The organism is Thermohalobaculum sediminis (assembly GCF_023487995.1).
Lineage (GTDB): Bacteria > Pseudomonadota > Alphaproteobacteria > Rhodobacterales > Rhodobacteraceae > Thermohalobaculum > Thermohalobaculum sediminis.
In genome coordinates this window covers 1-3,106 of record NZ_JAMFKN010000034.1, presented here as the reverse complement: position 1 = coordinate 3,106, position 3,106 = coordinate 1, and the positions used below count along the sequence as shown (strand labels likewise).

Here is a 3,106-nt window from a genome sequence, read left to right as displayed (position 1 = left end):
CCCGCGCGCCCACGCCTCTCCAAATGCATGCATGGCCGAGAGAAGAGACTCGGTCTTGGCGTCATCGGGCATGCGATGCCCCCGAAACGATTGCCTCCCTCGCTAACATGACACGAAGCGATGCCGGATGCGTGTCGGACAGCGACCTCGATGACGAATCTTTGCATCGACGGGATCGTCCGCTGAGCCGCCCTTCGTTATCCGTGCAGCGAACGACTACTCCGAGCCCGAAGCGGTCGCTCTTTGAAGCATCGCATACGACGTCGGAATACGGCGGGAAGCGGCTGTTTGCTGCGCTCCGCACCGACGTCCGCTCTGCGGGCGAACCGCGTAGCATTACCGCCAGGCGGATGATCTCCGGGCTCGTCTTGAAGTATCGGAAGGGGCTGCGTTGGCTCATGCCGCGAGGGTAGGGAGGTGGCTTTCCCCGCTCAACCTAGTTTGCTCTGACAGTGCCCTACTATGAGGCTTTGGGCTCGCTTGAAGACAGAGTATCCATTGCTTCTTCTAGGATCAACTTTGCCTCATCGCGTGCTTCTGGTGTCATGACGCTCATATCGAGGTCGAGTTTCAAATACGGTCGGTCCGCGCGTATGCGCCGGTTTTCAGTTGCGCATCCCTGCCGCCCTTTAACCGTATAGATCGAGACCGGATATGGCACGCCCTTGACCGGGAGTTCGCCCCGCGCCTCGCAGGCTATCGCGTTTCCAACATTGGCGAATGTCTCATAGGAGATCAGGATTTCCCCAGGCGCTGCCGCCTTCTCCAGTCGCGCGGCCAAGTTCACGCCCATGCCGATGATCGTGTAGGCCATCCGCTCCTCGCTGCCGAAATTGCCGACCGTACAATATCCAGTGCTGATGCCAGTACGGCACTCGAGCGGCCGCTCGATGCCGGCCAGACGCCAGACCTCGCGCAACTCGTCCAGCTTCTCGCGCATCTCGATCGCCATCTCGACACAGGCCAGCGCATCCTGGCGCACGCCCCGCGTCTCAGGGTCGCCGAAAAAGATCATGATCGCATCGCCGACATACTTGTCGATCGTCGCGCCATGGCGCAGCGCAATGGTCGACATCTCGGACAGGTAGTGGTTGAGGAGCTTAGTCAGGTCCTCGGATTCCATGCGGTCGGTCAACTCGGTGAACCCGACAATGTCTGAGAAAAACACCGTCAGCTTCTTGCGGCTGCTCGCAACCTTGACCTCGCTAAGGCCACTGAAGATCGATTTGTAGACCTGTGGCGAGAGGTATTTCGCGAGCTGGATCGAGAGCATCTCGAGCGCGCGCGACTTTTCAGCCAGCTCCTTCTCGCGGTTCTTCAATACCGTGACGTCCGAATAGATGGCGACGGTCCCGCCGTCGCCAGTCCTTATCTCGTTGACCATGATCCAAGTGTCATCGCTACGATGCTGGATGAACGGCCCGTCGGCCTTGCGCCGTCGCGCCAGACGCTCCCTGACCCATGCGTCGATCCGGCCGACCGCTTCCTCAATATAGCCGTTCTCGGCGGCGCGGCGCACGATGGACTCGAACTTCATTCCCGGCTGCAGATCAACCTCAACGCCCGGGTACAACAGCGTCCTATACTTGCTGTTGAACAGCACCAAACGGTCGTCGCAATCGAACAGCGAGAACCCCTCGGAGATCACCTCGATCGCTTCGGCCAGCAGCTTTTCGCTGCGCCTCAGCGCCTCCTCCGCTGCGACCTGCTCGCTGATATCGCGCCCGGTGCCACGATAGCCCTGGAACTCACCTCCTCGGCCTAAGACCGGCTTGCCGCTGATCAGGATGTGGCGCGTCGGGCCATCGCGGATCTCCGGGCTGTATGCGAAATCGCGGAACGGGAGATGCGCCTCCAGCCGCGCGAAATGCTCGCGCCATCTTGGGTCGTCGGCGCTCGTGCCTGAGAACTCGGCACGAGTCTTGCCGATGATCCGGTCCGGGGACACCGGAAATATCTCGAAAAAGCGAGGCGAGAGATAGGTGAAGCGCAGCGCTGCGTCCATCTCCCAGATCCAGTCGCCTGCGCTCTCGGCAACGTCACGGAAGCGCTGCTCGCTCAGCTCGAGGCGCCGCTTGGCGGTCTCGGCATCCGCCTTTGCGCGCTCAAGCGCAGTGACGTCTCGCCCGGTGCCGCGATAGCCGCAGAACTCGCCTTGTGGGCCATGCACCGGCTTGCCGCTAATCAGTATGTGGCGGATCTCGCCATCGGACATTTGCGAGCTGTAGGCGAAGTCGCGGAACGGTAGTCGCGCAGCCAGTGTCGCGAAGTGCTGCTTCCAGTGCGCCTCGCTGAGCCTGCGCCCAGCGAACTCGCCACGGGTCTTGCCAAGGATGTCGGCCGGCGTCACCGGGAACATCTCGAAGAAGCGCGGCGATAGGTAGGTGAAGCGCAGTTCCGCATCCATTTCCCAGATCCAGTCGCCTGCACTTTCGGCGACGTCCCGGAAGCGCTGCCCGCTTTCCTCCAACTCCCGCTGGTACTTGGTGTGGGCCTCGGCCGCGCGCAGATGCGAAGCTACCCAATAGCGCGCGATCCTAGCGTATGGCCGCGCCGTCTCCAACTCAGCCGCGACCGCAATCCCGTAGATCCGCTCACCGTCGAACTCGATCGGAAGGGTGACGCCCTCCATCATAGTCCGCGATTTGGCCGCTTCCTCGGCGGTGACCTCGTAGACGTCGACCTCGCCCGAAATAACCTTGGCGGCGCCGTCGTGCACGTCGCCGATGCGCTGGCGTCGCGAAGAGGCGACGATCTGGCCGCCCGCCGTCATGATCGAGACGATCGCGTCGATCTCGGAGGCGATCTGGTCGCAGATTTCCTGCAAGAGCGACGCGTCTACTCTCATTGCCCCGCGGCCTCCCAGACACCGGCGTTCGGCTCGATGTAGCCGCCGGAAACAAGCGGGCTGCATGAGGCGCAATCCGAATCTTATCTGATATTGACTCCGCCGGCACCGCGAAGACAGTGAGTTCACGCTGCAGTTCTCACGCACGAATAGACGTACTTAGTAGTTTTATTCCAGAAACGGCACTGTCACCTTACCCCGATATGGAACGCCGCCCATATTTGACGTGCGGCAAACTCCTCGGCCAACTTTGGATCG

The 3,106-nt window shown here is 61.5% G+C and carries 1 protein-coding gene; it reads right to left on the bottom strand.

All coding sequences use genetic code 11. The features are described 5' to 3' along the window. Positions 1 to 460: 460 nt before the first annotated feature. Positions 461 to 2,848, bottom strand: a complete 2,388-nt coding sequence (locus tag M1105_RS20420; protein ID WP_249582215.1) for an adenylate/guanylate cyclase domain-containing protein — start codon at positions 2,846 to 2,848, stop codon at positions 461 to 463. Positions 2,849 to 3,106 lie beyond the last annotated feature (258 nt).

Excerpts from the sequence above, each read along its gene's own strand:
- M1105_RS20420 (WP_249582215.1), bottom strand. The coding sequence starts at position 2,848 with ATGAGAGTAGACGCGTCGCTCTTGCAGGAAATCTGCGACCAGATCGCC.